General features: G+C 43.0%; 27 protein-coding genes. 25 read left to right on the top strand and 2 right to left on the bottom strand.

The window, feature by feature from the left end:
- Nucleotides 1-22: 22 nt before the first annotated feature.
- The 5 genes from sat to KFQ09_RS02010 all read left to right on the top strand — a co-directional run bounded on the left by sat (nt 23) and on the right by KFQ09_RS02010 (nt 3,896).
- Nucleotides 23-1,159, top strand: coding sequence for a sulfate adenylyltransferase (sat, locus tag KFQ09_RS02030; protein ID WP_125588903.1), 1,137 nt, complete (start codon nt 23-25; stop codon nt 1,157-1,159).
- Between the two features lie 13 nt (nt 1,160-1,172).
- Complete coding sequence (cysC, locus tag KFQ09_RS02025; protein WP_008344911.1) at nt 1,173-1,766, top strand: adenylyl-sulfate kinase; 594 nt, start codon at nt 1,173-1,175, stop codon at nt 1,764-1,766.
- Between the two features lie 28 nt (nt 1,767-1,794).
- A complete protein-coding gene (gene cobA, locus KFQ09_RS02020; RefSeq protein ID WP_035700704.1) occupies nt 1,795-2,550 on the top strand; it encodes a uroporphyrinogen-III C-methyltransferase in 756 nt (251 codons plus the stop codon).
- A gap of 76 nt (nt 2,551-2,626) precedes the next feature.
- Entirely contained in the window at nt 2,627-3,412 is a 786-nt protein-coding gene (locus KFQ09_RS02015) for a sirohydrochlorin chelatase (protein ID WP_255835997.1), read from the top strand.
- Nucleotides 3,393-3,896 (top strand): precorrin-2 dehydrogenase/sirohydrochlorin ferrochelatase family protein, encoded by a 504-nt coding sequence (locus tag KFQ09_RS02010; RefSeq protein ID WP_255835996.1) that lies wholly within the window; start codon nt 3,393-3,395, stop codon nt 3,894-3,896. Before KFQ09_RS02015 ends, KFQ09_RS02010 begins: the two co-directional genes overlap by 20 nt.
- Nucleotides 3,897-3,927: 31 nt before the next feature.
- On the opposite strand, the gene KFQ09_RS02005 is transcribed toward KFQ09_RS02010, so the two are convergent.
- Nucleotides 3,928-5,637, bottom strand: coding sequence for an Rqc2 family fibronectin-binding protein (locus tag KFQ09_RS02005; protein WP_138825709.1), 1,710 nt, complete (start codon nt 5,635-5,637; stop codon nt 3,928-3,930).
- A 165-nt stretch (nt 5,638-5,802) separates the two neighbouring features.
- Here KFQ09_RS02005 and KFQ09_RS02000 point away from each other — a divergent pair, with 165 nt between their 5' ends.
- The 17 genes from KFQ09_RS02000 to spoVM all read left to right on the top strand — a co-directional run bounded on the left by KFQ09_RS02000 (nt 5,803) and on the right by spoVM (nt 23,373).
- Nucleotides 5,803-8,478, top strand: a complete 2,676-nt coding sequence (locus KFQ09_RS02000; RefSeq protein ID WP_007499684.1) for a calcium-translocating P-type ATPase, SERCA-type — start codon at nt 5,803-5,805, stop codon at nt 8,476-8,478.
- Nucleotides 8,479-8,561: 83 nt separating this feature from the next.
- Nucleotides 8,562-9,437: a YicC/YloC family endoribonuclease gene (locus tag KFQ09_RS01995; RefSeq protein ID WP_017359340.1), complete on the top strand. Its 876-nt coding sequence runs from the start codon at nt 8,562-8,564 to the stop codon at nt 9,435-9,437.
- Between the two features lie 76 nt (nt 9,438-9,513).
- Nucleotides 9,514-9,783, top strand: a complete 270-nt coding sequence (gene remA / locus KFQ09_RS01990) for an extracellular matrix/biofilm regulator RemA (RefSeq protein WP_008344898.1) — start codon at nt 9,514-9,516, stop codon at nt 9,781-9,783.
- 9 nt (nt 9,784-9,792) lie between these two features.
- The gene (gmk, locus tag KFQ09_RS01985; RefSeq protein WP_007499680.1) at nt 9,793-10,407 is read left to right on the top strand and encodes a guanylate kinase; all 615 of its coding nucleotides are present in this window, start codon (nt 9,793-9,795) and stop codon (nt 10,405-10,407) included.
- 3 nt (nt 10,408-10,410) lie between these two features.
- Complete coding sequence (gene rpoZ / locus KFQ09_RS01980; RefSeq protein ID WP_008344896.1) at nt 10,411-10,614, top strand: DNA-directed RNA polymerase subunit omega; 204 nt, start codon at nt 10,411-10,413, stop codon at nt 10,612-10,614.
- Nucleotides 10,615-10,729: 115 nt separating this feature from the next.
- Nucleotides 10,730-11,947 (top strand): bifunctional phosphopantothenoylcysteine decarboxylase/phosphopantothenate--cysteine ligase CoaBC, encoded by a 1,218-nt coding sequence (gene coaBC, locus KFQ09_RS01975; protein ID WP_008344895.1) that lies wholly within the window; start codon nt 10,730-10,732, stop codon nt 11,945-11,947.
- Complete coding sequence (priA, locus tag KFQ09_RS01970; RefSeq protein WP_050827252.1) at nt 11,944-14,352, top strand: primosomal protein N'; 2,409 nt, start codon at nt 11,944-11,946, stop codon at nt 14,350-14,352. Before coaBC ends, priA begins: the two co-directional genes overlap by 4 nt.
- Nucleotides 14,353-14,367: 15 nt before the next feature.
- The gene (gene def / locus KFQ09_RS01965) at nt 14,368-14,850 is read left to right on the top strand and encodes a peptide deformylase (RefSeq protein ID WP_008344891.1); all 483 of its coding nucleotides are present in this window, start codon (nt 14,368-14,370) and stop codon (nt 14,848-14,850) included.
- 5 nt (nt 14,851-14,855) lie between these two features.
- Nucleotides 14,856-15,809 carry a methionyl-tRNA formyltransferase gene (gene fmt, locus KFQ09_RS01960; RefSeq protein ID WP_017359336.1) on the top strand — a complete coding sequence of 318 codons (954 nt, stop codon included), beginning with the start codon at nt 14,856-14,858 and terminating at the stop codon, nt 15,807-15,809.
- Entirely contained in the window at nt 15,796-17,139 is a 1,344-nt protein-coding gene (rsmB, locus tag KFQ09_RS01955) for a 16S rRNA (cytosine(967)-C(5))-methyltransferase RsmB (RefSeq protein WP_046527262.1), read from the top strand. The genes fmt and rsmB overlap by 14 nt, the downstream gene beginning before the upstream one ends.
- A 3-nt stretch (nt 17,140-17,142) precedes the next feature.
- A complete protein-coding gene (gene rlmN / locus KFQ09_RS01950; protein ID WP_007499669.1) occupies nt 17,143-18,231 on the top strand; it encodes a dual-specificity RNA methyltransferase RlmN in 1,089 nt (362 codons plus the stop codon).
- A 3-nt stretch (nt 18,232-18,234) separates the two neighbouring features.
- The gene (locus KFQ09_RS01945) at nt 18,235-19,005 is read left to right on the top strand and encodes a Stp1/IreP family PP2C-type Ser/Thr phosphatase (protein ID WP_034647887.1); all 771 of its coding nucleotides are present in this window, start codon (nt 18,235-18,237) and stop codon (nt 19,003-19,005) included.
- A complete protein-coding gene (gene pknB, locus KFQ09_RS01940) occupies nt 18,999-20,954 on the top strand; it encodes a Stk1 family PASTA domain-containing Ser/Thr kinase (protein ID WP_050827254.1) in 1,956 nt (651 codons plus the stop codon). The genes KFQ09_RS01945 and pknB overlap by 7 nt, the downstream gene beginning before the upstream one ends.
- A 12-nt stretch (nt 20,955-20,966) precedes the next feature.
- Complete coding sequence (gene rsgA, locus KFQ09_RS01935; protein WP_024720340.1) at nt 20,967-21,863, top strand: ribosome small subunit-dependent GTPase A; 897 nt, start codon at nt 20,967-20,969, stop codon at nt 21,861-21,863.
- 3 nt (nt 21,864-21,866) lie between these two features.
- Nucleotides 21,867-22,517, top strand: a complete 651-nt coding sequence (gene rpe, locus KFQ09_RS01930) for a ribulose-phosphate 3-epimerase (RefSeq protein ID WP_046343514.1) — start codon at nt 21,867-21,869, stop codon at nt 22,515-22,517.
- Between the two features lie 59 nt (nt 22,518-22,576).
- Nucleotides 22,577-23,221 (top strand): thiamine diphosphokinase, encoded by a 645-nt coding sequence (locus tag KFQ09_RS01925; RefSeq protein WP_046343515.1) that lies wholly within the window; start codon nt 22,577-22,579, stop codon nt 23,219-23,221.
- A 71-nt stretch (nt 23,222-23,292) separates the two neighbouring features.
- Nucleotides 23,293-23,373 carry a stage V sporulation protein SpoVM gene (spoVM, locus tag KFQ09_RS01920; RefSeq protein ID WP_008354550.1) on the top strand — a complete coding sequence of 27 codons (81 nt, stop codon included), beginning with the start codon at nt 23,293-23,295 and terminating at the stop codon, nt 23,371-23,373.
- A 69-nt stretch (nt 23,374-23,442) separates the two neighbouring features.
- Here spoVM and rpmB read toward each other — a convergent pair whose 3' ends face one another.
- Entirely contained in the window at nt 23,443-23,631 is a 189-nt protein-coding gene (gene rpmB, locus KFQ09_RS01915; protein ID WP_003212514.1) for a 50S ribosomal protein L28, read from the bottom strand.
- 271 nt (nt 23,632-23,902) lie between these two features.
- On the opposite strand from rpmB, the gene KFQ09_RS01910 reads away from it, so the two are divergent.
- The 3 genes from KFQ09_RS01910 (at nt 23,903) to sdaAB (ending at nt 26,766) form a co-directional block, all read left to right on the top strand.
- Nucleotides 23,903-24,265: an Asp23/Gls24 family envelope stress response protein gene (locus KFQ09_RS01910; RefSeq protein ID WP_008344871.1), complete on the top strand. Its 363-nt coding sequence runs from the start codon at nt 23,903-23,905 to the stop codon at nt 24,263-24,265.
- A 15-nt stretch (nt 24,266-24,280) separates the two neighbouring features.
- Nucleotides 24,281-25,954 (top strand): DAK2 domain-containing protein, encoded by a 1,674-nt coding sequence (locus KFQ09_RS01905; RefSeq protein ID WP_048002836.1) that lies wholly within the window; start codon nt 24,281-24,283, stop codon nt 25,952-25,954.
- A gap of 149 nt (nt 25,955-26,103) precedes the next feature.
- A complete protein-coding gene (gene sdaAB / locus KFQ09_RS01900) occupies nt 26,104-26,766 on the top strand; it encodes an L-serine ammonia-lyase, iron-sulfur-dependent subunit beta (protein WP_017367229.1) in 663 nt (220 codons plus the stop codon).
- The last annotated feature ends 8 nt before the right edge of the window (nt 26,767-26,774 follow it).

Genomic DNA, 26,774 nt, shown 5'->3' with positions numbered 1-26,774 from the left:
ACATTGAGAGGAAGATGAACAAATGAGTTTAACACCACATGGTGGCGTATTAATTAATCGAGTAAATGAAGAATTTGATCTAAGCACAGCTGCGAAAGAAATTGAGCTGGATGCCATCTCTTTTGCAGACCTTGAACTCATCGCAATTGGCGGGTATAGTCCAATTGAAGGGTTTTTAACGAAAGCTGATTATGAAGCAGTTGTCAGCAGTATGCGACTAGCAAGTGGTGTCGTTTGGTCTCTTCCGATTACTTTGCCTGTCACAAAGGAACAAGCAGCGGAGATCAATCAAGGTGACATTGTTCGTCTATCGTATAATGGAACAGTATACGGGGTCATTGAGGTGGAAGATCAATACACACCTGATAAGGAAAAAGAAGCAGTGAATGTGTATAAAACAGATGACCGCAATCACCCAGGCGTGAAAAAATTATTTGAACGCGGTGATACGTATATTGGTGGTAAAATTACACTGACGAAACGCAGTGAAAAACCTTTCCCGCAATTTACGTATGAGCCAGAAGAAACAAGAAAACAGTTTAAAGAAAACGGCTGGAAAACCATTGTCGGTTTCCAAACGAGAAACCCAGTCCATCGTGCGCATGAATACATTCAAAAGACAGCACTGGAAACAGTGGATGGTCTATTTCTAAATCCACTTGTTGGTGAAACAAAATCTGATGATATTCCAGCAGATGTAAGAATGAAAAGCTATCAAGTGTTACTGAACGGTTATTACCCGAAAGACCGCGTCTTTTTAGGTGTTTTTCCTGCTGCCATGCGTTATGCTGGACCAAAGGAAGCGATTTTTCATGCGCTTGTGCGTAAAAATTATGGCTGTACACATTTTATTGTCGGCAGAGATCATGCAGGTGTTGGTGATTATTACGGCACATACGAAGCGCAGGAGCTATTTGAACAATTTACAAGCGAAGAAATTGGGATCACACCATTAAAATTTGAGCACAGCTTTTACTGCAATACATGTGAAGCCATGGCAACACCAAAAACATGCCCACATGATAAAAGCGAACATGTCATTCTTTCAGGTACAAAGGTCAGAACGATGCTGAGAAATGGTGAATTACCACCGAGCACGTTCAGCCGAAAAGAAGTCATTGAAACATTAATCGAAGGATTAAAAACGACGGTATCTTAAAGGAGGGTATGACATGAGCAACGAACATATCGTGTGGCATGATTCATCTATTACTAAAAAAGAATATCAACAGAAAAACAACCATACAAGCGGGATCATTTGGCTGACAGGTCTAAGCGGTTCAGGTAAATCGACGATCGCCAACGCAGCGGCTCGAGAGCTGTTTGAACAGGGGTACCAAGTGACAGTTCTTGACGGCGATAACGTACGCCATGGACTCAATAAAGACTTAGGCTTTTCAGATGACGACAGAAAAGAGAACATTCGGCGCATCGGTGAAGTGGCGAAATTATTTGTTGAGCAAGGAACGATTGTCATTACTGCTTTTATTTCACCATTTCAAGAAGACCGCCAAATCGTAAGACAGTTAGTCGAAGACGGAGAATTTCACGAAGTGTTTGTGAAATGTGATCTGAACGTGTGTGAAGAGCGTGATCCAAAGGGATTATATAAAAAAGCAAGAAACGGCGAAATTCCATTTTTCACGGGAATCGATTCACCATACGAAGAGCCAGCTGCGCCTGAGCTCGTCCTAGATACAGGTGAATTATCACGCGAGGAGTCAAAACAGCGCCTTGTTGATTATGTAAAGGATAAAACGAAATAATCGCCTGATGGCAGGGGGAGAAAGCAAGATGGGGAAAGTATACATTGTTGGTGCCGGACCGGGTGACCCAGACTTAATTACGCTAAAGGCCCATAAGGCAATACAGCAGGCAGATGTCATTTTATATGATCGTCTTGTCAATCAAGAGATTCTTGCCCATGCCAAACCGGAGGCGGAGTTGATCTATTGCGGCAAACTGCCGAATCATCATACGATGAGACAGGAAGCGATTAATGAAGCACTTGTTGCTCATGCGAAGGAAGGGAACATAGTCGTTCGTCTAAAAGGCGGTGATCCCTTTGTATTTGGCCGTGGCGGTGAAGAAATCGAATGCTTAGCTGAGCATGGTATTCCGTATGAAGTTGTCCCGGGGATTACTTCTGGCATTGCAGCCGCTGCTTATGCAGGCATTCCAGTCACGCACCGAGAATTCAGCTCAAATGTTGCGTTTGTAACAGGGCATTATCAAAAGGATGAACATTTTGAAGAAAAGTGGGAAGCGCTGGCGACGGGGATTGATACCCTTGTCATTTACATGGGCGTCAAAAACGTGGAAAGAGTCCAGCGGCTGCTTTTGAAGAATGGGCGGAATCCTGAAACCCCAGCTGCGTTTATTCACTGGGGAACGACCACAAGGCAAAAGACGACTTGCTGCACGGTGGCGACACTATCTGAAACGGTTGAAAAAGAAGGGATCGAGCACCCAAGTTTAATCGTGGTAGGAGATGTCGTTCACTTTCATCAAAAGTTGAACTGGTTTGAACCAGCACTGATTGAGAAATGAAAACAAAGATGAAAAGACACGTGTGGACATCGTGTCTTTTCGTCTGAATAAAACTAAGGTTGCAAGGAGGAGTCAAATGAAACAAGCTGTCCTTTATGTTGGGCATGGAAGCAGGGTAAAAGAAGCACAGGATAAAGCCATTTCTTTTATGAAAAGCTGTATGCCGTTAGTGGAAGCAGATATCCAAGAAATTTGTTTTTTAGAGTTGACGGACCCTTCAATCGAAGAAGGGTTTGAGACTTGTGTACAAAAAGGAGCAACCCACATTGCGATCGTCCCGCTCCTCCTTTTAACTGCCATGCATGCCAAATCAGATATTCCAGAAGAGATTGTGAAAGTACAAAAACGTTTCCCACAAGTGAAGGTGACGTATGGAAGACCTATAGGCGTGAACCAAGAAGTCACGAAAGCGGTTATTGCAAGGATTGAAGAAGCAGGATATAAGGGAGAGCACGCAAAAATTCTCTTAATTGGCCGCGGAAGCTCTGATCCAGATGTAAAGCGGGATGTGTTTGGCATTGCAGATGATGTCCGAAGCATGTTGCCTTGTGCAGAGGTTTTTCCGTGTTTTATTACAGCGTGTGAACCGAATTATCGTGACGTCTTAGCACAGTTAACAGTAGATGACGATACGCCTGTCTATCTCGTGCCTTATCTTTTATTTACCGGCATTTTAATGAAAGAGATTGAGAGTGAAGCGAATCAGGCGAGAGAGCGGTTGCGAGATGTCCGTGTCTGCCGATATATTGGGTTTCATCCCCATGTAAAAGCAGCTTATATTGAACGTGTGCAGGAAACCATCTTAAACAAAGAGGATGCGTTTCGTTTTCAAGGAGAAAGCCATGCTTCCAGTTCATCTTGATCTAACCAATAAACATGTGCTGATTGCCGGCGGTGGAAGGATTGCGGCTAGAAGGACGAGTGCGCTATGCATGGAGCCATGCAGCATAACCATTGTGAGCCCTGACATTTGTGATGAAATGGCGAATCTCATTGAGACATATGAGCTGACTTGGAAGAAAAAGAAAGTTGATGCAGAAGATGTAAAGGATGCATTTTTAATTGTCGCTGCTACAGACGACCCTTCAGTAAACGAGTGGATGACGCAATCAGCGCTTCCTCATCAGCTCGTCAACTGTGTGAGCCAGTCAGAGCTAGGCAATGTGATTGTGCCAAAGGTTGTAAGGGCAGGAAAAGTGACAATCTCCGTATCTACGAGTGGTGCAAGCCCAGCCCGCACTAAACAGCTGGCTGAGACCATTGAGACCTTGCTTGAACAAGAGGATGTAGATGCACTCGATGAGCTCTATATAGAAAGAAAAAAACGACAAAGAAAGAGCCGATAAAATCTCATCCAAAGATTTAATCGGCTCTTTTTTATTTTCTCAGCTTTAGGACAACATCCTCATCAGGCGTCACAAATAATGTTTGCTGCTGATCATACGTGACAAAGCCCGGTTTTGCTCCGTTTGGTTTTTTCACATGCCGGATTTTCGTATAATCGACAGGGACGGAGCTTGATTCTTTTGCCTTCGAGAAGTAGGCAGCAATTTGTGCCGCTTCAAGCAAGGTTTGTTCATCAGGCGCTTGGTGACGAATGACGACATGTGATCCAGGAATATCCTTTGTGTGCAGCCAAATGTCATCACGAGCTGCCGCCTTTGTGGTCAAATATTCGTTTTGCTTGTTGTTTTTTCCAACGAGAATCGGAACACCTTGAGAAGATTCATATGCTTCAAGCTGAATGGCCGATGGCTTTTTCTTTTTGGCGTTGCGTTTTTGTTTGGGACGCAAATATTTTCCTTCCACCAGTTCTTCTCTTATTTCCTCTAAATCTTTTGGTGAGGCAGAGGACAGCTGCTGGATCAGCTCATCAAAATAAACAATTTCTTCATGTGTTCGTTCGATTTGTTCATTTACGGCCTCTACTGCATTTTTTGCCTTTTGGTATTTTGTAAAATACGCTTGTGCATTTTCAGAAGGGGTTTTGTTTGTTTTGAGCGGGATCGTGATCTCTCCGCCTTCTTCATCATAATAATTGATGACAGTCGCTTCTTTATCCCCTTTTTTAATTGCATATATATTGGCAGTAAGCAATTCACCATAAAGCTGGTACTTATGCGCATTTTGAGATTCTTCAAGCGTTCTTTTTAGTTTTTTTAGCTTGTTTTCATTTTTCTTTTTTTCATTCACAACAAAACGTTCAAGATCAGCCGCCTGCTGTTTGACTCTGTCTCTTTCAGCTTTTCCGAAATAAAAGCGGTCAAGCAGCTCGCTTAGAGAATCAAATGTCTTCATGTCACCATGGACGTGCTGAAGTTCTAATAAATAAAAATACTCTTTCCCGTCTTTTCTCGTGAGCTGAGGGGTAAAAGAATGCGCCTGAATGAGCTGAAACATCTCGAGCAATGTACTTGGAATCGTTTCCTGATTGGCAAGACCGGCCTTGTGGACAGCTTCCTTAGCAAACAGCGGAGAAACCCCGGAGAATGTATCGACAATTTGATTGGCAATTTTCCCTTCTTGAAAACGTAAATGCTTTAAAATATCTTCCTTCGTCACGTCAAAAGGATTCAGCTTTTGCTGTGCCGGCGGCAGAAGATATTGATGTCCGGGCAGCACCGTTCGATAGCTGTTCACAGATGGAGAAAGATGTTTCAGTCCGTCAATGATCTGCTCCGTTTCGTCCTCCACGAGAATCAAGTTGCTGTGCCGGCCCATAATTTCAATATACAGCTTACGGGTTTGTTCATCGCCAATTTCATTTCGGCTTCGCACGTGCAGCACGATCACCCGATCTAACCCAATTTGTTCAAAACGTTCAATGAACCCACCCTCAAGATGTTTTCTGAGAAGCATACAAAACATTGGCGGTTCGCTCGGATTATCATCATGGTGCTCAGTGAGCTGTACCCTTGCATAGCTCGGGTGAGCGGATAAAAGAAGCTTATGATTCTTCCCCTTTGACCGGATATGAAAAATCAGCTCGTGCTTGTATGGCTGATGTATTTTCGAAATTCTTCCGCCAGTTAATGTTTCTTGCAATTCATTAGTCATACCGTATGTAAAAATGCCGTCAAATGACATGTTGGATACACCCTCTTCTTTCACACAAATCTACTGAAAGAACCTTACGTTTTCTCGTTCTTTAGGCAGTCTTATTATTATAGCATGATTTAGGACGAGTCTGAATAAACTGGCTTATAGAACACTGCATAAGAGAGAGAACAAAAGAGGAGTGGACGAGGTCAAATGAATTGGCATGAACTGAACCAAACCGATTTATTAAAAACAATGAATACATCGATAGGTGACGGACTGTCAGAAAAAGATGTGCAAAAGCGGCTTGAAAAGCATGGGCCAAATGAATTGCAGGAAGGGAAAAAGGCATCGGCGTTCGTTATTTTTTTAGCACAATTTAAAGACTTTATGGTGTTAATCCTGCTTGCGGCAACGATTATTTCTGCCTTTTTAGGTGAATACATTGATGCTGTGGCGATTGTGGCGATTGTGCTGATAAATGGTGTGCTTGGCTTTTATCAGGAACGCCGTGCGGAAAAGTCCCTCCAAGCACTAAAGGAATTATCAACGCCGCATGTCTATGCAAGGAGAAACAATGAATGGGTCAAGATCCCGTCCAAGCACCTCGTGCCGGGAGATATTGTGAAGTTTTCAAGTGGGGATCGAATTGGCGCAGATATCAGATTACTAGAAACAAAGAGTTTGGAAATCGAAGAATCTGCCCTCACTGGAGAGTCCATCCCAGCGGTCAAACATGCGAGTCCGCTCTCGCGAGATCATGTCTCACTTGGAGATTTGACGAACATGGCATTTATGGGGACGCTTGTCACAAGAGGAAGCGGTGTAGGGGTTGTCATTGGTACAGGGATGAATACGGCGATGGGACAAATTGCCGGTATGCTGGATTCAGCAGGTAATATGGAAACACCGCTGCAAAGACGCCTTGAGCAGCTGGGAAAAATTTTAATTGTGGCTGCATTATTTTTAACTGTGCTTGTGGTTGTTCTTGGTGTGGTGCAAGGTCATGATTTGTATCATATGTTCTTAGCGGGTGTATCTCTCGCTGTTGCTGCGATTCCAGAAGGGCTGCCGGCGATCGTCACTGTCGCACTTTCCCTAGGTGTGCAGCGGATGATTAAACAAAAATCCATTGTCAGAAAGCTGCCGGCTGTGGAAACACTCGGCTGCGCCTCGATTATTTGCTCAGATAAAACAGGCACAATGACACAAAATAAAATGACAGTGACACATGTATGGGCAGAGGGGAAAACGTGGAATATTTCTGGCACTGGGTACGAGCCGTCAGGTGATTTTACCTTAAATGGAGAACTTGTCCATGTAGACAAACATCCAAGCCTGCAAAAGGTGCTATTATACGGAGCACTTTGTAATACATCGACCATTGTTGAAAAAGACGGTGAGATGAGACTTGATGGCGATCCGACAGAAGGAGCACTTCTAACCGCTGCGCGTAAAGCGGGTTTTACAGAGCAATTCATCGAAGCGGGATTTCGTGTGGTGGAGGAATTCCCTTTTGACTCTGAAAGAAAAATGATGTCAGTCGTCGTGGAAACGAATCAGAAGGAGCGGTATGTCATTGCCAAAGGGGCGCCAGATGTGCTGATGAACCGTTCAAGTCATATGATGCACGGCGGACGCACCGCATCATTTTCAAAGGCCCACCGGCAAGAAACAGAAGCTGCCATTCAAGGTTTAGCAAGACAAGCGCTTAGAACCATTGCGATTGCATATAAAAAAGTAAGCCTGACAGAAAAAATCACATCTGTTCAGCAGGCAGAAACTGGCCTCACATTTATCGGTCTAGAGGGCATGATTGATCCACCTCGTCCTGAAGTGAGACGAGCGATTAAAGAATGCCGGGATGCTGGCATTAAAACAGTGATGATTACAGGCGATCACGTAGAAACGGCTAAAGCGATCGCTAAAGATTTAAGTCTCTTACCGAAGCAAGGAAAGGTGCTTGATGGAAAAGCTCTGGATCAGCTAAGCGACAAAGAGCTGGAGCAAACAGCAGAAGATGTGTACGTCTTTGCCCGTGTATCACCTGAGCATAAACTGAGAATTGTGAAGGCCTATCAAAAAAATGGCCATATTGTCGCGATGACAGGTGATGGGGTGAATGATGCGCCAGCGATTAAACAGGCGGATATCGGTATATCCATGGGGATTACCGGAACAGACGTTGCCAAAGAAGCTTCTTCTCTTATTTTGCTTGATGACAACTTTGCGACCATTAAATCCGCTATTAAAGAGGGCCGGAATATTTATGAAAACATTCGCAAATTTGTCCGCTATTTGCTGGCATCGAATGTGGGAGAGATTTTGGTCATGCTGTTTGCGATGCTTCTTGCGCTTCCATTGCCTCTCGTTCCAATTCAAATTTTGTGGGTAAACCTTGTCACAGACGGCTTGCCGGCTATGGCACTTGGAATGGATAAACCAGAAGGCGATGTCATGAAGAGAAAGCCGCGCAACATGAAAGAGGGGATTTTTGCAAGAGGGCTTGGCTGGAAGGTCATATCAAGAGGGTTTCTGATCGGGATTGCCACTTTGTTAGCCTTTATGTTTGTGTATCACCGTGATCCGAACAATCTTCAATATGCGCAGACGGTTGCATTCAGCACACTCGTTTTGGCGCAGCTCATTCATGTGTTTGACTGCCGCAGTGAACGGTCTATTTTTGAACGCAATCCATTCGGGAATATGTACTTGATCGGCGCCGTTGTGTCTTCCCTTCTGCTGATGCTTGTGGTCATTTATTATCCGCCGCTTCAGCCGATTTTCAAAACGGTGGCAGTCGCACCAGTCGATTGGCTTCTGATCATCGGTATGTCTGCATTGCCAACTTTTTTACTGGCAGGATCACTTTTGACAAGAAAAAAATAATTGGTTATGGTATAATTTTGAGGTAATAGTGTCTGCTATTACCTTTTTCATTTTATTAATATGAAAGAATTGGGTGTTTTCACATGATACGCAGTATGACGGGATTCGGCCAAGCGAGTAAAACGGATGGTGAACTGACAGTGTCAGTTGAGCTAAAATCGGTCAATCACCGTTTTAAAGAGGTTCATGCCCGTTTGCCGAGGCCGCTTTTATATTTCGAAGATACATTAAAAAAAATCATTCTTCGTCACGTGCAGCGCGGTCGAATTGAGCTGTTTGTTACGATTGAAGGCGGTAAACTTGCAAGCCGGTCTTTACAGATTGACTGGCCGCTGCTTGATGAATATATGAAAGCCGCAAAAGACCTTGAGGACCGCTATCATATTTCAGGTATTCAGCATGCACATGACTTACTGAAGCTGGAACAGGCTGTTCAGGTGGAAGAGTCAGTCAGCCGTAATGAGCAGCTGGAGCATTTGCTGATAGACACTTGTGAAGAAGCTGTCAAGGAGCTTTGCTTTATGAGAGAGCAGGAGGGAACATCACTTCAAAAAGACTGTGAACTCAGGCTGTCTGAACTCGAGGCATTTACAGAAGAAATCAAAGTGTTTGCACCAGAGGTTGTGAGTCAGTACAAAGAACGATTGAATCAAAGATTGCAAGAATGGATCGGAGAGGCGCTTGAAGAGAGCAGGCTGATCACAGAGGCGGCCATCTTTGCGGATCGCTGTGACATTACAGAAGAGATTACCAGGCTGAAAAGTCATTTTCAGCAGTTCCAGCAAATTTTGACGCAAGGCGGCGCTGCCGGACGAAAGCTTGACTTTCTTGTACAGGAGCTCAACCGTGAAGTGAACACGATTGGATCTAAAGCAAACCATCACCATTTAACAAAGCTCGTGGTTGAAATGAAAAGCGCTATTGAAAAAATAAAAGAACAAGTGCAAAATATAGAATAGTCATTGTGTATGCTGTTTACAGTGCGTCTCTTTCGGCGAGACTAGAGACGTTTATATTACAGGGGGACGAAAGAAGATGACCATAAAGTTGATCAATATCGGATTTGGAAACATCATTTCAGCGAATCGGATGATTTCGATCGTCAGTCCGGAATCAGCACCGATTAAACGAATGATACAAGACGCAAGAGATCGAGGCATGCTCATTGATGCGACATACGGAAGAAGAACCCGTGCTGTTGTCATTATGGACAGTGACCATGTCATCTTATCTGCCGTTCAGCCTGAGACTGTCGCGCAAAGACTTTCTGTAAAAGAAGAAATCATAGATGAAGGGCAGGGGTAATACGCCATTATGAAAGAAAGAGGACTTTTAATCGTTCTCTCTGGACCTTCGGGAGTTGGAAAAGGAACGGTCAGACAAGCCATTTTCTCCCAGGAAGATACGAAATTTGAATACTCTATTTCTGTGACAACCCGCAAACCGCGTGAAGGTGAAAGAAATGGTGTTGATTATTTCTTTAAAACCAGGGAAGAATTTGAACATATGATTGAAAACAAAAAGCTGTTAGAATGGGCAGAGTATGTCGGGAATTACTACGGCACGCCTGTTGACTATGTAGAACAAACATTGAGCGAAGGAAAAGATGTTTTCCTTGAAATCGAAGTGCAAGGTGCACTTCAAGTAAGAGAAGCATTCCCGGAAGGTCTCTTTATTTTCCTTGCACCGCCAAGTCTTTCAGAACTTCAAAACCGCATTATTACACGCGGGACAGAATCTGAGGATCTCATCCGTAACCGAATGGCTGCTGCAAAAGAAGAAATTGAAATGATGGATGCTTATGACTATGTCGTTGAAAACGACGATGTCGAGCTTGCATGTGAAAGAATTAAAGCGATCGTCCTTGCAGAGCACCTGCGAAGAGACAGAGTCGCACCAAGATATAAAAAAATGCTGGGGGTAGAATAAACCATGTTAGATCCTTCAATTGACTCATTGATGAACAAACTTGACTCAAAATATACACTTGTCACAGTGTCTGCACGCCGTGCACGTGAAATGCAAATCCATCAAGATCAACAAATCGAAAACACAAAATCCTATAAATTTGTAGGGAAAGCTCTTGAAGAAATCGATGCTGGTCTTTTGACATTTGAAAAAGAAGAGCAAGAATAACATCGCTTCTGCCATGCAGATACGATACGTTCAAAAAAGTCAAAACTATGATTGGTTTTGACTTTTTTGAATTGTAGACGAATTTGTGAAAAAGGCCGTTAAGGGGGACAAACAAATGTTACAGTCGAAAAATATTTTACTCGGCGTCAGCGGAGGAATCGCCGTATATAAAGCAGCTGCACTCACTAGTAAACTCGTACAGGCAGGCGCAAACGTAAGAGTGATTATGACAGAATCTGCCCGTGAGTTTGTGTCTCCGCTCACCTTCCAAGCCCTATCTCGGCATGAGGTGTATGTGGATACATTTAAAGAAAACAATCCAAAAGTCATTGCGCATATTGATGTAGCTGACTGGGCCGATCTCATTCTTGTTGCCCCTGCAACAGCACATACCATTGGTAAAATGGCCGCAGGACTTGCTGATGATATGCTCACAACCACCTTGCTTGCTTCAACAGCTCCTGTATGGGTTGCACCGGCTATGAATGTGCACATGTATGACCATCCAGCTGTCAAGCGGAACATCCGCACTTTATATGAAGACGGCTACCGGTTTATAGAGCCAAGTGAAGGCTATTTAGCATGTGGCTACATTGGAAAAGGACGCTTAGAGGAGCCTGAAAAAATTGTTGAACACATCCGTGCGTTTTTTGATGAGCCAGCCAGCTTGCCGCTTTCAGGTAAAAAAGTCGTGGTCACAGCTGGCCCTACACGAGAAGTGATCGACCCTGTTCGTTTCCTTTCAAATCGATCTTCTGGGAAAATGGGCTATGCCATTGCAGAAGCTGCCGAGCAAATGGGGGCTGATGTCACGCTCATTTCAGGACCTGTTTCGTTAACTGCGCCTGAGCATGTGGATGTGGTGCAAGTGGAATCGGCTGAGGAGATGTATCAAGCAGCGTTAGAGGTGTACGAGAAAGCAGATATAGTGATTAAATCAGCAGCCGTTGCCGATTATACGCCTGTCACGACGTATTCTCATAAAATGAAAAAACAAGACGGTGAACTAGCGGTTGAATTTAAGCGGACGAAAGATATTTTAAAAGAGCTTGGGAAAAGAAAAGAACATCAGGTGCTAGTCGGCTTTGCAGCTGAGACGCAGGATGTAGAATATTATGCGAAAAAGAAAATCGAATCCAAGCATTTAGATATGATTGTCGCGAACAATGTTGCAGCAGAGGGCGCAGGCTTTGGCACAGATACAAATGTCGCAGCATTGATCAAAGCAGACGGAACAAAAAAAGAGCTGCCAATGATGAGCAAAAAAGACCTTGCCTTTGAAATCTTACAGGAGGCAAAGCAACTGCTGCCAAAAGAGCGTGATCGAGCATGATTGCTGAAGTGATCGTCGATGTCACAACGAAAGCCATTGACAGGCCATTTGACTATCGTGTGCCAGACCGCTTTAAAGGCCTTGTCAAGGCTGGTATGAGGGTAGTGGTTCCTTTTGGCCCAAGGAAGATTCAAGGGTTTGTGACAAAAATCAAAGAAGAAACAGACGTACAGTCAGGAAACATCAAGGACATTGTCGATTTATTTGATTTATCTCCTGTTCTGACAGATGAGCTATTGGAGCTTTCCCACTGGCTGACGGAAAAAACATTGTCCTATCATATTACGGCGCTTCAATCGATGCTCCCAGCAGCGATGAAAGCCAAATATGAAAAAGAAATTCAGGTGTTATCAGCTGAGGAACTTCCGCAGTCATTGAAAGAGCTTTTCGGTCAGCAAGAGAGCATCCTTTACGCTGACATTCCGCCTGAACAGCTGAAGCCTATTCAAAAGCATGTCCAAAAAGGCCATCTAGAAGTCAGATATCACGTCTCACAAAAATCCGGAAAGAAAAAGGTGCGGACACTTCAGATAGCAGTTACGAAAGAAAAACTTGAAGAAAAACAGAAGCAGTTAAAGAAAAATGCGGTGAAACAGAAGGCGCTGCTTACCTTTTTATTTCAAGCGAATGAAACGACGTTTTTAGCAAAAGATTTGCAGCAACAAACAGGTGCTAGTTCTCAAACGATAAAAGCCTTGATTCAAGAAGGTCTGTTAACAGAAAGCTATGAAGAGATTTATCGAGATCCTTATCGGGATAGGGAGTTTACACCATCTACTCCTCTTGATCTCACAACAGAGCAAGCAGAAGCGGCAAAACCCATTCATCAAGCAGTGAGCGATGACAAACATGAAACGTTTTTACTGCACGGAGTCACAGGAAGCGGTAAAACCGAAATTTATTTACAGACGATTGATCATGTCCTCCAAAAGGGAAAAGAAGCGATCGTCCTAGTTCCTGAAATTTCATTAACGCCTCAAATGGTCCAGCGTTTTAAAGAGCGCTTCGGGTCCAATGTGGCTGTCCTTCATAGCGGCTTATCGACTGGGGAAAAATACGATGAATGGCGGAAAATCCACCGCAAGGAAGTCAAGCTTGTCGTTGGCGCAAGATCGGCTGTTTTTGCCCCGTTTGAGAATCTAGGAATGATCATTATAGATGAAGAACACGAATCGTCATATAAACAAGAAGAAATGCCTCGGTATCATGCGAAAGATGTGGCCATTGAACGAGCAGGGCGGCACCAATGTCCGGTTGTATTAGGCAGTGCAACGCCTTCACTTGAGTCATATGCTCGTGCGAAAAAGGGTGTGTATACACTGCTGACGCTCAAACGGCGCGTCAATCAGCAGCAGCTGCCGCACGTTTCGTTAATTGATATGAGAGAAGAATTAAGAAACGGCAACCGCTCCATGTTCTCAGAAGAATTAATGCTCAGGTTAAAAGAAGTACTTGAAAGGAAAGAGCAGGCGGTTTTATTTCTCAATAAAAGAGGTTATTCATCCTTTGTGATGTGCCGAGATTGCGGATATGTGGAACAATGTCCTCATTGTGAGATCTCTCTCACTTATCACCGCTTTCAAAAACGGCTGAAGTGCCATTACTGCGGTCACGAAGCTCCTGTACCTGCAGAATGTCCAGAATGCCATAGTGAGCATATTCGCTATTTTGGTACAGGCACGCAGCGTGTGGAAGAAGAGCTGACGAAGGTATTACCAGAAGCAAGGGTCATCCGAATGGATGTAGATACAACCTCTCGAAAAGGTGCGCACGAAAAGCTTCTCACGTCCTTTGGCAACAAAGAAGCGGATATACTGCTTGGGACGCAAATGATTGCAAAAGGCTTAGACTTCCCAGATGTTACACTTGTCGGTGTCCTTAGTGCGGATACGTCTCTTCATATCCCTGATTTTCGTTCAAGTGAAAAAACGTTTCAGCTTCTTACACAAGTAAGCGGACGTGCGGGACGTCATGAAAAAGCGGGGTCAGTCATTATTCAATCATATACACCTTCGCATTATAGTATTGAATTAACCAAACAGCATGATTATGAAGCCTTTTATGAGCAGGAGATGTTGCACCGTCGTCATCAGTCCTATCCGCCATTTTATTTTTTGGCGATGGTGACTGTATCACATGAAGAAGTGACAAAGGCAGCGCATGTCACGGACAAAATTGTTCAGTTCCTGAAAATGAATTGTGCACCGAATACAAGAATTCTCGGTCCTGCTGCTTCTCCAATCGCTAAGATCAAAGATAGATATCGATATCAATGCGTGATAAAATACAAAAGGGAAAATGAACTGGCAAGTTTATTACGAAAAATACAAGATCATTATCAAAAAGAAATGGAACAAAAACAGTTGATGATATCAATCGATATGAATCCATATATGATGATGTAAAACGGAGGTCTTTTCGTGGCAATCAAACCGATAGTCTTACATCCTGCAGACGTGCTTGAACAACAAACAGAGCTTGTTGATACATTCGATAAAAAACTGAAAAAACTGCTGGATGATATGTATGATACAATGCTTGAACTAGATGGAGTCGGCCTAGCCGCACCACAAATCGGCATCTCAAAAAGAATCGCCGTGGTCGATATCGGAGAAGATTCTGGGAGGATTGACTTAGTAAATCCTGAGATTCTTGATGTGGAAGGGAGCCAGACAGACATTGAAGGCTGCCTGAGCTTTCCATCTTTGTACGGAACGGTTGAAAGACCAAATTATGTGAAGGTGAAAGCCTTTGATAAGAAAGGCAAACCATTTACAATAGAAGCAGAAGGATTTTTAGCAAGAGCTTTATTGCATGAAATTGATCACTTAGACGGCGTATTATTCACGTCGAAAATCATTCAAACGTATACAGAAAAAGAACTTGCGGAAATGGAAGGGTGAAGAAAATGGCACGTATCGTATTTATGGGAACCCCTGATTTCTCAGTACCTGTGCTGCAAACACTTATAACAGAAGGATATGAAGTTGTCGGGGTCGTCACACAGCCTGATCGCCCGAAAGGCAGAAAACGAGTGCTCACGCCGCCTCCTGTAAAAGTAGAAGCCTTAAAACACGGCATTCCAGTTTTACAGCCTGAAAAGGTACGTCTTGATGAAGAAATTGATAAAGTGCTTGCGTTAAAGCCAGATTTGATCGTAACAGCAGCGTTCGGACAAATTTTGCCAAAAAGATTACTTGATGAACCTGAATTTGGCTGTATCAACGTTCATGCCTCACTGCTGCCAGAACTAAGAGGCGGTGCACCGATCCATTATGCGATCCTGCAAGGCAAAAAGAAAACAGGCGTGACGATCATGTATATGGTAGAAAAGCTTGATGCAGGTGACATGATTAGCAAAGTAGAAGTAGAAATTGATGAATTAGACAACGTCGGAACACTGCATGATAAATTAAGTGTGGCTGGTGCGGCGTTATTAAAAGACACAGTTCCAAATGTGTTAAGCAGGTCTATCTCGCCAATTCCGCAAAATGAAGAGGCAGCAACGTATGCACCAAATATTAAGCGGGAGCAGGAAAGATTAGACTGGACCAAGCCAGGAGAAGAGCTTTACAACCAAGTTCGCGGCTTAAATCCATGGCCAGTTGCCTATACTGAATGGAACGGTGCTAACTTAAAAGTATGGGAAGCGAAAAAAGTTCCGCTTCAAGCACCAGAAGAACCTGGGAAAGTGATTGAGCTTCAAAAAGAAGGACCAGTCGTTGGAACAGGAAATCAGCAAGGCCTTTTATTAACGAGTGTACAGCCCGCTGGAAAGAAAAAAATGAGCGGTGAAGACTTCTTAAGAGGCGCAAATATCGAAATTGGACAGAAATTAGGGCTAATCAATGAAGAAAAGTAATGTGAGAGAAGTAGCGCTAGACGCTTTAATCAAACTCGAACAAAATCAAGCCTACAGTAACTTGCTTTTGCAGTCAGTGATGAAAGAGAAAGAACTTTCCGATCAAGACAAACCGCTATTAACAGAACTTGTATACGGTACACTGCAAAACAAGCTGGCACTTGATTATATGCTCACACCCTTTGTGAAAAAACCGCAAAAAGTGGCTCCATGGGTGATGCAGCTTTTGCGGATGTCTCTTTATCAGATGGTTTACCTTGAAAAAATTCCAGATCGTGCAGCCATCCATGAAGCAGTGGAACTAACGAAAAAGCGCGGACATAAAGGTATTTCTTCACTAGTCAACGGCGTTCTTCGTTCTGTGCAAAGAGAAGGCGTGCCAGCATTTGATGCGATCAAAGATCCGGTAAAAAGGCTTTCAATAGAGACAAGCCATCCATTGTGGCTCGTACAAGAATGGGTGGAGGCGTACGGTTTTGAAGCAACAGAAAGCATGTGCCGTATTCATTTAGTCCCGCCAAAGCAGACATTGCGTGTCAATCGAATGAAAAAAGACCGCCCTGCACTGCAGCAAGAACTCATGGATGCAGGAATTGAAACAGAGCTCGGCGACTTATCTGAGGATGCACTCAAACTCATGAAAGGATCTATCGTATCTACTCCTTTCTTTCAAGAGGGCTTTGTCACGATTCAAGATGAAAGCTCCATGCTTGTCGCAAGAGCGCTGGATCCTCAGCCGGGAGAAATGGTGCTTGATGCCTGTGCCGCTCCTGGTGGTAAATCAACACATATCGCAGAGCGAATGAACGATGAGGGGAAGATTGTGTCTCTTGATTTACATGAGCACAAAGTAAAACTGATCAAACAGGCAGCAAAACGTCTGAACTTAACGCATATTGAGGCAAAAGCGCTTGATGCAAGGAAAGTATCCGACCATTATGATGATGCTTCGTTTGACCGTATTCTCATTGATGCACCATGTTCAGGTTTTGGCGTCATCAGACGAAAACCAGATATGAAATATACAAAGTCCTCGGAAGACTCAGCAAGACTTGCGACAATTCAGCAATCGATCTTGCATGAAACAGCCCAGCTGCTAAAGCCAGGCGGAACCCTTGTATACAGTACATGTACAATGGATCCAACAGAAAATCAACAAGTGATTCATGCGTTTTTACAAGAACACCAAGACTTCGACCCCGATCTATCTCTTAATGAACGGCTGCCTGAGCAGGTTGCTCCGTTTGTTCAAAACGGAAGTGTACAAATTCTTCCTCATTATTTCGGAACAGATGGTTTCTTTATTTGCAGCATGAGAAAGAAGGGATAAAAAATGACAGAACAAAAACAAAAAGTAAGAAAAGAACTGAAAACAGACATGCCGTCGATCTACTCGTTCGAGCTAAATGAAATCAAAGACTGGTTAAAGGAACAAGGCGAGAAGCCTTTCCGTGCAACACAAATTTTTGAGTGGCTTTATGAAAAACGCGTCACGTCCTTTGATGAAATGTCTAACCTTTCAAAGGAATTAAGAGAAAAATTAAAAGATCAATTCGCCATCACGACTTTAAAAACAGTGATAAAACAAACATCTCAAGATGGAACGATCAAGTTCTTATTTGAATTACACGATGGCTATACCATTGAAACCGTGCTGATGCGCCACGAATATGGCAACTCTGTCTGCGTCACAACACAGGTTGGCTGTCGAATTGGTTGTACATTCTGTGCATCTACACTTGGCGGTTTGAAACGTAACCTTGAGGCGGGAGAAATTGTGGCCCAAGTATTGAAAGTACAACAGGCGCTTGATGAAACAGATGAACGCGTCAGCTCAGTTGTCATCATGGGAATTGGCGAACCGTTTGATAACTTTGATGAAATGCTTGCATTCCTTAAAATCATTAACCATGATAACGGCTTAAATATTGGTGCACGTCATATTACCGTTTCGACGAGCGGGATCATTCCAAAGATTTATCAATTTGCGGATGAGCAAATGCAAATCAACTTTGCTGTCTCCCTGCACGCACCAAATACTGACATTCGAAGCCGCCTCATGCCAATCAATAAGGCATACAAGCTGCCAAAATTAATGGAAGCTATTGAATACTATATTCAAAAAACAGGCAGACGCGTGAGCTTTGAATACGGTCTGTTTGGCGGAGTCAATGATCAAGTCCATCACGCAGAAGAACTTGCTGATTTATTAAAAGGAATCAAATGCCATGTAAACCTCATCCCTGTGAACTATGTACCAGAAAGAGATTACGTGAGAACACCAAGAGAACAAATCTTCCTATTTGAAAAAACGCTGAAAGAACGAGGCGTAAACGTAACGATTAGACGAGAGCAAGGCCATGATATTGATGCTGCTTGCGGTCAGCTAAGAGCGAAGGAGCGTCAGGAAGAGACGAGGTGACGAATGTTGATAAGGGCAGCCTTTCAAACCGATACAGGAAAAGTCCGTCAGCATAATGAAGATGATGCAGGTATTTTTGAAGCAAAAGAAGACACACTTCTAGCTGTTGTAGCAGATGGAATGGGAGGTCATCTTGCTGGTGATGTAGCCAGCAAGATGGCAGTTTCTTCTTTAAAAGAATACTGGCAGGAAACATCTTCAATTCCAAATAAACCAGCCGATCAAGAAAATTGGTTAATCTCAAAAATTAGCGACATTAATGACCAAGTATACGAACATGCGAAAAACAATGAGGAATGCCAAGGAATGGGGACGACCATCGTTTGTGCGCTCGTTCATTTGCAAACGGTCACAATTGCCCATATTGGTGACAGCCGCTGCTATTTGCTAAGAGAAGGTGCGCTGACCCAATTAACAGATGATCACTCACTAGTGAATGAGTTAGTGAAAACAGGAGAGATTTCAAAAGCGGATGCAGAATATCATCCAAGAAAAAATGTGCTGACCAAAGCGTTAGGAACGGATAAACACGTTCAAATTGATGCACGAACTTTTGAAGTGGATCCAGGAGATCAAATTTTGCTTTGCTCAGACGGATTATCGAATAAAGTAGAAGAAGAACATTTGATTCAGATTTTATCGCAAACAACCGCACCAGATGAAAAAGTAACAGAGTTAGTTCAAACAGCGAATGACAACGGCGGTGAAGATAACATTACAGCAGTACTGTTAGAAATCTCCTCCCAAACAGAGGAGGGTGACAGCAAGTGTTGATCGGAAAAAGGATCAGCGGCCGTTATCAAATTCTTCGCGCCATAGGCGGAGGCGGAATGGCCAACGTTTATTTGGCGGAGGATATGATTTTAGATCGCGAAGTGGCGATTAAAATTTTACGGTTTGACTTTGCAAGCGATGATGATTTTATTAGACGGTTCCGGAGAGAAGCGCAATCAGCAGCCAGCTTAGATCATCCGAATATTGTCAGTATCTACGATGTAGGAGAAGAAGATGACATTTATTATATTGTCATGGAATATGTCGAAGGGATGACGCTGAAAGAATACATACACGCCAATGGACCGCTTCATCCAAAAGAAGCCGTTCGCATTATGGAGCAAGTCGTTGCGGCGATGGAAGAAGCCCATGCGAAACAGCTCGTCCATCGAGACATTAAGCCTCACAATATATTAATAGACAACTTGGGGAATATCAAAGTCACTGATTTTGGCATCGCCATGGCGCTTAGCTCAGCGACCATTACCCATACGAATTCTGTTCTTGGCTCCGTGCATTATTTGTCCCCAGAGCAAGCGCGCGGTGGTCTTGCAACGAAAAAGTCAGACATTTATTCACTTGGTATTGTTCTTTATGAGCTGATTTCAGGACGCATGCCATTTGAAGGAGAATCCGCTGTCAGTGTCGCACTGAAGCATTTGCAATCAGAGCCGCCATCTGTGAGAAGGTGGAATCCTTCTGTACCACAAAGCGTGGAGAACATCATTTTAAAAGCGATGGCCAAAGATCCATTCTATCGATACGAAGATGCATCTGAAATGCAAAAAGACTTAAAAACGGTTTTTGACCCTGCAAGACTAAAAGAAAAGCGCTTTGTCATTGAAGAAGATCATGAAGCAACAAAAGCCATTCCTATTATAAAAGATCATCAAGTCGATCAAGACAATGAAAAAACAGCCGTCCACCCGGTTCAAAAACCAAAGAAAAAAGAGAAACAAAAGCCGAAGAAAAAACGGAAAAAATGGCCGTGGATTGTAGCGTCGATCTTATTTGTTTTGACGGCTGCGACCATTTTAGCGATCACGGTCTTCCCAGGATTACTCTTTCCAAAAGACGTAGAGGTAACCGATGTTTCTGGCATGACGGTTGAAAAAGCGGAAGACACCTTGAAGAAAGCCGGATTTACCGTCGCTTCTGAACCCATTGATATTGCCGACGAGAAGATTGAAAAAGGGCTGGTTGTCAAAACAGACCCGAAAATTGGAACAAAGGTAAAAGAAGGGACAGAAATTCAGCTTTATCAAAGTACAGGTAAAGAAAAAACCGAATTACCTGATGTAACAGGTGAAAAGGTCGAGAAAGCAAAAGAACTATTAGAGAAAAAAGGGTTTAAACAGGTTGTTGTAGAGGAAGTGAATGATAATGACACAGAATCAGGCATTGTCATGGAACAGAAACCTTCCGCGAATACAGAACTTGTCGCAGCAGATGAAGAAGTCACATTGACCGTCAGTATAGGCCCTGCCGATATTACCTTACGGGATTTAACGACGTATAGTAAACAGGCCGCATCAAATTATTTAGAGGATAATGGACTAAAGCTAGATGAAAAAGAAGCATATTCTGACGATGTGCCAAAAGGTGAGGTCATGAAGCAGGAACCGGGAGCGGGGACAGCTGTTAAACCTGGTGATACGGTTAAAATTACGTTCTCCCTTGGACCAAAAGAGAAACCAGCCAAAACAGTGACTGAAAAGATTGCGATCCCATATGAACCAGAAACAGAAGGACAAGAAATGAATGTTCAAATATCCATTGACGATGCAGAACATAGCATTTCTGATTTATATGAAACCTTTAAAATCACTGCGCCCACTGAGCGAACGATTAAATTTAAGATAGAACCTGGTCAAAAAGGATACTATCAGGTGACTGTGGATGATAAAGTAGTAAGCTCCAAAACGATTGAATACCCTGATGATGAATAAAGGAGGGACTTTATGCCTGAGGGCAAAATTATTAAAGCATTAAGCGGATTTTATTATGTGCTGGATGAGTCTCTAGAAAGTGGTAAAGTAATTCAGTGTAGAGCAAGAGGGATTTTTCGTAAAAACAAAATAACCCCTCTTGTTGGAGATTATGTCGTCTATCAAGCAGATAACGATAAGGAAGGCTATTTGCTGGAAGTAAAAGAGCGGACCAATGAGCTGATTCGGCCGCCTATTAGCAACGTTGATCAAGCGGTGCTCGTTTTCTCAGCAGCAGAGCCGACCTTTAGTACATCGCTGTTAGACAGATTCCTAGTGCTTGTTGAAGAGAGCCAGATTGAACCGATTATCTGCATCACAAAAATGGACTTGCTGAAAACAGAGCAAGAGCGAGAAACGATTCAAGCCTATGCAGAAGACTATCGCCAAATTGGATACGACGTTCATTTAACATCGACAATCGAAGGGGATGGAATTGAAAAGCTGACCCCGTATTTCCATCACAAGATTACTGTTTTTGCAGGTCAATCGGGTGTAGGGAAGTCTTCCCTCTTAAATGCGATGAGTCCTGATTTAGCACTGAAAACAAATGATATTTCCTCCCATCTTGGCAGGGGGAAACATACAACAAGACATGTGGAACTCATTCGAACGGCTGAAGGGCTCATTGCCGATACACCAGGATTTAGCTCGCTTGAATTTACAGGTATCGAAGCGGAAGATTTAGGGCTCTATTTCTTAGAAATCAGAGAGAAGAGTGCAGAATGTAAATTTAGAGGCTGTTTGCACGTAAAAGAACCTGGATGTGCGGTAAAAGAGGCAGTAGAAGACGATCGCATCAGAGAGTATCGCTATCAGCATTATTTAGAGTTTTTAACTGAAATTAAAGACAGAAAGCCGAGGTACTAAATCATGGTTTATATTGCCCCATCCATTTTATCAGCCGATTTTGCCAATCTTGCGAAAGATATCCGTGATGTGGAACAAGGTGGAGCGGATTATATTCATATTGATGTGATGGACGGTCATTTTGTGCCGAATATGACATTTGGACCAAATGTAGTGGAGGCGATCAGGCCGCATACAAAGCTGCCGCTCGATGTTCACTTAATGATTGAGCAGCCAGACCAGTATATCCCTGCATTTGCAAAAGCGGGCGCTGATATTATTTCTGTTCATGTCGAGGCGTGTCCACACTTACATCGCACGATTCAGCATATAAAAGAACAAGGTGTCAAAGCAGGGGTCGTTTTAAACCCGCACACACCCGTTTCTCAAATCGCGCATGTATTAGAGGATGTTGACCTCGTCTTATTCATGACGGTGAACCCTGGTTTTGGCGGACAGGCGTTTATTCCTTCTGTTCTCTCAAAGGTAAAAGAAGTAAAGACACTTAGTGAACAAAAGGGCTTAACCGATTTACTCATTGAAATAGATGGCGGTGTCAATGTAGAGACAGCAAAGAGCTGCAAAGAAGCAGGCGCTAATCTACTGGTTGCCGGCTCAGCGGTATATGGGAAAGAAGACCGCGCGGCGGCCATTCAGGCCATTCGAGAAGCATAAGAAAAAGAACCAAAGTCATTGTGATCTTTGGTTCTTTTTCAATGGAGAGGAGCGTAATCATGCACATACATATCGTAGCCGGCGGTCCTTTTGCGTACATCCCGCCGCTTGATCATGAAGCATCTGAGGAGGACATTCTCTGGGTCGGCGTAGATCGGGGAACCCTTTTCTTACTAGAGCATGGCATTGTACCTGACAGAGCATTTGGTGATTTTGATAGTGTGACAGAAGAAGAGCTTCATGAACTGAAAAAGAAATTGCCTGCACTCAATCTATTTCAGGCAGAGAAAGATGAAACGGATTTAGAACTTGCGCTGAACTGGTCTTTGCGTCAGAATCCAGCCCATATTCAAATTTACGGCATCACAGGCGGAAGAGCAGATCATTTTCTTGGGAATATCCATCTCCTTTATAAAGGTATTCAGCACAAACAGAGCATGAACCTTGTAGATAAACAAAATATTATTCAAATGTTTGGACCTGGTACATACGAAATCAAACAAGACCCGGATAAAAAATATGTGTCGTTTTTGCCCTTCGGTACATCGGTTGAAAAGCTGACATTAAAAGGTTTCAAATATCCTCTGAAAAATTGTCATATTGAGCCTGGTTCCACACTATGTATTAGTAACGAACTCATCCACTCAAATGGTACTTTTTCTTTTCATGAAGGCATATTAATAATGGTAAGAAGCAAAGATTGACCAACCTATCAATGTGGATGGCTGATTAAGCTCAATTGTGCTGCAAGCGGTACTTTTAGGAGGGGGACAAAATGAAATTTTATACAATCAAACTGCCTAGATTTCTTGGCGGCATTGTCCGTGCGATGCTTGGTTCATTTAAGAAAGATTAATGAGTAATCTCCTTTATTTCCACATAAAAACGCCTGCTACAGTTAAATGTAGCAGGCGTTTACTCTTGCTTATACACGCTCAACTTTACCAGATTTCAAAGCTCGAGCTGATACATATACTCTTTTAGGCTTACCGTCCACTAGAATACGAACTTTTTGAAGGTTCGCGCCCCATGTACGTTTTGTAGAGTTCATTGCGTGAGAACGGTTGTTCCCAGCTTTTGTTTTTCTGCCTGTAATAACGCATTTACGTGCCATTTGTTTCCCTCCTAACTGCGAAAACATCATCATATTCTTCATATACGTACTTAGAGATGCCTCAAGATACTTTAATAATTTACCACAGCTTCAAGGGGTTTGCAAGGATTGTTTGCTCCTCTTTCAAGAAAAATACCTTGACATCTTGATAAAAAATCAAGGCTATAGTATAAGTAGGATTGGGTCGGATTGAATGATTTCTTTTAAAAAGAAGGGTCTTATAGTAAAATAGTGATAACTCAGGGCAATTTCTCAAAAAGGGGGAACCAATGTGTCCATTGAACTTAGAACGAAATACGGACAAATTGATATATCAAATGAAGTCATTGCAATGGTGGCAGGAGGCGCTGCGATCGATTGCTATGGTATTGTTGGCATGGCGTCCAAAAATCAAATAAAGGACGGCTTGACGGATATTCTCCGCAAAGAGAACTTCAGCCGGGGTGTTCTTGTGCGTCAAAAAGAAGATCGCATTCATATTGATATGTACATCATCGTCAGCTACGGTACAAAAATATCAGAAGTCGCACATAATGTTCAAACGAAAGTCAAATATACGATTCATCACACGATTGGACTTTCAGTTGACTCAGTCAACATTTATGTACAAGGAGTAAAAGTTACGAACCCGTAGTAAGGAGGAAATATATTGTCTATTAGAAATCTGGGTGGCCGCTCATTTGCAAAAATGATTCTTGCAGGTGCTCACCATCTTTCTCAAAACGCACAAATTGTTGATGCGTTAAATGTTTTTCCAGTGCCAGACGGAGACACGGGGACAAATATGAATTTGTCAATGACTTCAGGGGCAAAAGCAGTTGAAGAAACAAATACCGATCACATTGGTAAGGTCGGGGTGGCTCTGTCGAAAGGGCTGTTAATGGGGGCAAGAGGAAACTCAGGTGTGATCCTGTCTCAGCTCTTCAGAGGTTTCAGCAAAAATATAGAACAAAAAGAAACAATTGACGCAAAAGAATTTGCGCTTGCCTTGCAGGCCGGTGTTGATACAGCATATAAAGCCGTCATGAAACCGATTGAAGGAACCATCTTAACGGTTGCAAAAGACGCAGCAAAGAAAGCGGTTGCTGTTTCAACAACAGAAGACCAAATCGATCGTGTGCTTGAATTAACGATTGAGGAAGCAAGAGCATCACTTGACCGCACGCCAGATCTCCTTCCTGTTTTAAAAGAAGTCGGCGTTGTAGATAGCGGCGGTAAAGGGCTTCTTTGTGTATATGAAGGTTTCCTTGCTTCATTAAGAGGAGAAGAGCTTCCTCCTAAAACGGCCTCTTTGCCAACATTAAAAGAATTAGTGAGTGCAGAGCATCATAAAAGTGCACAAAGCCATATGAACACAGAAGATATTGAATTTGGCTATTGTACAGAATTTATGGTGAAATTCGAAGAAGACAAACAGTCCTTTGACGAAAATGCCTTCAGAGAAGAATTAAGCGAATTCGGAGATTCACTTCTTGTGGTATCTGATGATACGCTTGCAAAAGTTCATATTCATGCAGAGCAGCCAGGAGATGTCTTATCATATGCACAGCGCTATGGCAGCTTAATTAATATGAAAATTGAAAACATGAGAGAGCAGCATAGCTCGATCGTCAATGAAGAAAAAGATCACTCGCCTGCTGCACCAAAAGCAACAGCTGCTGAAAAACAGCGTTTTGGAGTAGTGAGTGTCGCAATGGGAGAAGGGATTGCTGACTTGTTTAAAAGTATCGGAGCATCCGTCGTCATTGAAGGCGGACAGACAATGAATCCGAGCACAGAAGACATTGTCAAAGCAATTGATAGCATTCATGCCGAAACCGTCTTTATCTTACCTAATAATTCTAATATTGTCATGGCAGCTAAACAGGCGGCAACTGTCTCAAGTCGTGAGGTCGTTGTTATTCCGACAAAGACCGTTCCTCAAGGAATGTCGGCACTTCTTTCTCTCAATGAAGCAGCTTCAAATGAAGACAATGAAGCAGCGATGTTAGAAGCGATTGATCATGTGAAAAGCGGCCAAATTACCTTTGCAGTGAGAGATACCCAAATTGATGGGATCGACATTGCCAAAGGCGACTATATGGGCCTATACAATGGAAAAATCACCTTAACAGCTAAAAATCAATTAGATGCAGCAAAAGAGCTTTTGACCCAAATGGTGACAGAAGATGATGAGATTGTCACAATCATCAAAGGGGAAGATGCATCATCTGATGAGATGGAAGCTTTAGAAGCATATATTGAAGACACATTTGAAGATGTAGAAGTTGAAGTCCACGATGGAAAACAGCCGCTTTATTCATATATTTTGGCTGTTGAATAAAGAAAGAAGGGCACATGAAGCCCTTCTTCTTCTTTTGCATTTTTTTACTATGTGTTCATCGGTGAAATGAGTTGCGGGAATCGAATGAATCCATTAGTCTAAAGGGAGTAACAAACCAATCTGTGATTGGTGATGAGAGGGGAAGACCTATGAAATTTAGAAGTGTGTTTGATATTATTGGACCCGTCATGATTGGTCCATCAAGTTCGCACACGGCGGGTGCGGCTCGTATTGGAAGAGTGGCTCGCAGCTTGTTCGGAAGGGAACCGAAACGAATTACTGTGTCGTTTTATGGCTCTTTTAAAGATACGTATAAAGGACACGGGACAGATGTAGCCATTATCGGCGGTGTTCTTGACTTTGATACATTTGATGAACGAATTAAAACAGCGATCGATATTGCAAAAAGCAAAGAAATCGACATTGAGTTTAAAGAAGAAGATGCGGTACCAGCGCATCCAAATACAGCAAAAGTAGAAATTTCAGATGCGAATGGAAGCCTTGAATTAATCGGGATTTCCATTGGCGGAGGTAAAATTGAAATCACAGAATTAAATGGCTTTGAACTGAGACTCTCAGGAAATCATCCGGCCATTCTTGTGGTTCATAACGACCGCTACGGGACGATTGCAGCAGTTGCCAATGTGTTAGCGAAATTCGCCATCAACATTGGTCATATGGAAGTGGCACGTAAAGAGGTCGGGCAAGAAGCACTCATGACGATTGAAGTGGATCAGAATATTGATCCAGCGGTTTTAACAGAGCTTGAGACGCTGCCAAACATTATTCAAGTCACACAAATTGCAGAGTAACAACAAGG

This window comes from Bacillus sp. FS02 (assembly GCF_024398395.1).
Lineage (GTDB): Bacteria > Bacillota > Bacilli > Bacillales > Bacillaceae > Bacillus > Bacillus altitudinis.
The sequence above is the reverse complement of the archived record's forward strand: the minus strand, read 5'-3'. Positions and strand labels throughout refer to the sequence as shown.

What these genes read in the sequence shown, in the direction of transcription:
- sat (WP_125588903.1), top strand. Translation starts at nt 23, where the DNA reads ATGAGTTTAACACCACATGGTGGCGTATTAATTAATCGAGTAAATGAA.
- cysC (WP_008344911.1), top strand. Translation starts at nt 1,173, where the DNA reads ATGAGCAACGAACATATCGTGTGGCATGATTCATCTATTACTAAAAAA.
- cobA (WP_035700704.1), top strand. Translation starts at nt 1,795, where the DNA reads ATGGGGAAAGTATACATTGTTGGTGCCGGACCGGGTGACCCAGACTTA.
- KFQ09_RS02015 (WP_255835997.1), top strand. Translation starts at nt 2,627, where the DNA reads ATGAAACAAGCTGTCCTTTATGTTGGGCATGGAAGCAGGGTAAAAGAA.
- KFQ09_RS02010 (WP_255835996.1), top strand. Translation starts at nt 3,393, where the DNA reads ATGCTTCCAGTTCATCTTGATCTAACCAATAAACATGTGCTGATTGCC.
- KFQ09_RS02005 (WP_138825709.1), bottom strand. Translation starts at nt 5,637, where the DNA reads ATGTCATTTGACGGCATTTTTACATACGGTATGACTAATGAATTGCAA.
- KFQ09_RS02000 (WP_007499684.1), top strand. Translation starts at nt 5,803, where the DNA reads ATGAATTGGCATGAACTGAACCAAACCGATTTATTAAAAACAATGAAT.
- KFQ09_RS01995 (WP_017359340.1), top strand. Translation starts at nt 8,562, where the DNA reads ATGATACGCAGTATGACGGGATTCGGCCAAGCGAGTAAAACGGATGGT.
- remA (WP_008344898.1), top strand. Translation starts at nt 9,514, where the DNA reads ATGACCATAAAGTTGATCAATATCGGATTTGGAAACATCATTTCAGCG.
- gmk (WP_007499680.1), top strand. Translation starts at nt 9,793, where the DNA reads ATGAAAGAAAGAGGACTTTTAATCGTTCTCTCTGGACCTTCGGGAGTT.
- rpoZ (WP_008344896.1), top strand. Translation starts at nt 10,411, where the DNA reads ATGTTAGATCCTTCAATTGACTCATTGATGAACAAACTTGACTCAAAA.
- coaBC (WP_008344895.1), top strand. Translation starts at nt 10,730, where the DNA reads ATGTTACAGTCGAAAAATATTTTACTCGGCGTCAGCGGAGGAATCGCC.
- priA (WP_050827252.1), top strand. Translation starts at nt 11,944, where the DNA reads ATGATTGCTGAAGTGATCGTCGATGTCACAACGAAAGCCATTGACAGG.
- fmt (WP_017359336.1), top strand. Translation starts at nt 14,856, where the DNA reads ATGGCACGTATCGTATTTATGGGAACCCCTGATTTCTCAGTACCTGTG.
- rsmB (WP_046527262.1), top strand. Translation starts at nt 15,796, where the DNA reads ATGAAGAAAAGTAATGTGAGAGAAGTAGCGCTAGACGCTTTAATCAAA.
- rlmN (WP_007499669.1), top strand. Translation starts at nt 17,143, where the DNA reads ATGACAGAACAAAAACAAAAAGTAAGAAAAGAACTGAAAACAGACATG.
- KFQ09_RS01945 (WP_034647887.1), top strand. Translation starts at nt 18,235, where the DNA reads ATGTTGATAAGGGCAGCCTTTCAAACCGATACAGGAAAAGTCCGTCAG.
- rsgA (WP_024720340.1), top strand. Translation starts at nt 20,967, where the DNA reads ATGCCTGAGGGCAAAATTATTAAAGCATTAAGCGGATTTTATTATGTG.
- rpe (WP_046343514.1), top strand. Translation starts at nt 21,867, where the DNA reads ATGGTTTATATTGCCCCATCCATTTTATCAGCCGATTTTGCCAATCTT.
- KFQ09_RS01925 (WP_046343515.1), top strand. Translation starts at nt 22,577, where the DNA reads ATGCACATACATATCGTAGCCGGCGGTCCTTTTGCGTACATCCCGCCG.
- spoVM (WP_008354550.1), top strand. Translation starts at nt 23,293, where the DNA reads ATGAAATTTTATACAATCAAACTGCCTAGATTTCTTGGCGGCATTGTC.
- rpmB (WP_003212514.1), bottom strand. Translation starts at nt 23,631, where the DNA reads ATGGCACGTAAATGCGTTATTACAGGCAGAAAAACAAAAGCTGGGAAC.
- sdaAB (WP_017367229.1), top strand. Translation starts at nt 26,104, where the DNA reads ATGAAATTTAGAAGTGTGTTTGATATTATTGGACCCGTCATGATTGGT.